The sequence below is a fragment of the Variovorax sp. P4_D9 genome (assembly GCF_056401695.1).
In genome coordinates this window covers 1-1,065 of the sequence record NZ_JBFUIU010001549.1, presented here as the reverse complement: position 1 = coordinate 1,065, position 1,065 = coordinate 1, and the positions used below count along the sequence as shown (strand labels likewise).

General features: G+C 61.5%; 1 protein-coding gene and 1 pseudogene. Both read left to right on the top strand.

The genetic code is table 11. The features are described 5' to 3' along the window. A pseudogene (locus tag AC1DY5_RS56800) lies at nucleotides 1–218 on the top strand (hypothetical protein); the annotation flags it as partial. Next, nucleotides 215–730 carry a hypothetical protein gene (locus AC1DY5_RS56795; RefSeq protein ID WP_478122898.1) on the top strand — a complete coding sequence of 172 codons (516 nt, stop codon included), beginning with the start codon at nucleotides 215–217 and terminating at the stop codon, nucleotides 728–730. The pseudogene AC1DY5_RS56800 and the gene AC1DY5_RS56795, both read left to right, overlap by 4 nt. The last annotated feature ends 335 nt before the right edge of the window (nucleotides 731–1,065 follow it).

Below are 1,065 nucleotides of genomic sequence, written 5' to 3'. Positions count from 1 at the left end.
ACGATCGCCTGTGCTTCCCGCTGTGCACCGATCGGCCTGGCACGCGCGGCTGTCACTCCATGTTCGACCAGGGCACCATGTTCAGCAGGGAAGCGCGCCGGCTGATAGAGCACGCATGGGGCGCAGACACCCGCCGAATCATCATCGCCCGTGGGGAATGGCCCGCGCGGTTGCCGCTTTTTGAATCGGACCACCAGCTACGGAGAACCCCGACATGAGCGCATTGCCGAAGAGATCCAGCACGGCCATCGTCTTGGATGCGGTCGAAGAACTGCATTTGAAAGAGCGCGTTGTCTTGCGCGAGACGCTCGCCGAGTTCACTGGCCTGAAGCTGTCCATCATTGATGATCGCATCGGCGTCCTGATCGAAGAGGGTCAAGTGCATCGGGTGGGCCGCGGGGTGTTCGTGCCCGCGAAGCATTTCCCGCCGGCCCGCGCCATCAGCCAGACAAGCCTGCCCGATGGCTGGTCCAAGATCGAGATCGGCGATGACGTCCTGACGCTGACACCGCGCGAGAAACGCATGCTCGGCGTGATGCTCGCTGGTGCAGCTGCGGAAGCAACTGCCATCGAAGCAGGGCACCACGCGAACGTCCTGGCTGCCGAACTGGCTGAGAAGGTGCGCAAGCTGGAGCGCGAGGTCAGGTCACTGCGAGCCGCTCACCCGGAAGCCCAGATGACCCTGGTTGGCCTGGAGGCGGTCGCCCTTCTGGGGGGCATCAAGGCATAACGACTTCCGAACACGGAGTGGCTGAAGATCCGCTCCAAGGGCAAGTAGCCGGACGTCGGGACGACGTCGCCCGGCCCTGTCGGCTCGTGCCTATCGCCATGCCCCCGGCCGATCGGCCGCGACAAGCGGCGCGTGTCACGTGTATGCAAAGGCATTACAGGATTTTCCCTGGATAGCGCAAAAAGTTAACACTTTCGTACTTGCTCGGGGGGTCGATGCAGAAAAAGTAGTTACATTTCGTACGTCTTAGTTACCTGGCGCTACGAAATGAAACATCTGGAAATGAAACATCTGACCCTTTCCCTGATCGCCTCGGCGGCTGCGCTTTCCCTCAC

Excerpts from the sequence above, each read along its gene's own strand:
- AC1DY5_RS56795 (WP_478122898.1), top strand. The coding sequence starts at position 215 with ATGAGCGCATTGCCGAAGAGATCCAGCACGGCCATCGTCTTGGATGCG.